1 protein-coding gene is annotated in these 386 nt (G+C 67.9%); it reads left to right on the top strand.

Annotation, left to right across the window (positions count from 1 at the left end; genetic code table 11):
- Nucleotides 1-386: hypothetical protein (locus GVL52_RS32755; RefSeq protein ID WP_200848083.1), on the top strand; the 386-nt coding region annotated here is incomplete at both ends.

Below are 386 nucleotides of genomic sequence, written 5' to 3'. Positions count from 1 at the left end.
GTGCTGGCCTGGGCCGCCGCCGCGCTCTCCTACAACACCACCCAGGCCTCGGCGCTCACCGGCGTGGTGGCCATCGGCACCGCCGTGGGCGCGGTGGTGGCGTCCATGCGCATGCGGCTGGACATGGCCACCAAGGTCATCCCGCTCGGCATCGCCATGGGCGTGCTGCTGATCCTGATGGTGTTCATCAAGAGCATCTGGATCGCGATTCCCTTCCTGATCCTGCTGGGCGGCCTGGGCGGCTACCTGGTCGTGCCCATGAACGCACTGCTGCAGCACCGCGGCCACAACCTCATGGGCGCGGGGCGGTCCATCGCCGTGCAGAACTTCAACGAGCAGGCCGCCATCCTGGGCCTGGGCGCGTTCTACAGCCTGTCGCTCAAGAT

The organism is Rhizobium sp. 18055 (assembly GCF_902706285.1).
Taxonomy (GTDB): Bacteria; Pseudomonadota; Alphaproteobacteria; order Rhizobiales; family Rhizobiaceae; genus Rhizobium.
The sequence above is the reverse complement of the archived record's forward strand: the minus strand, read 5'-3'. Positions and strand labels throughout refer to the sequence as shown.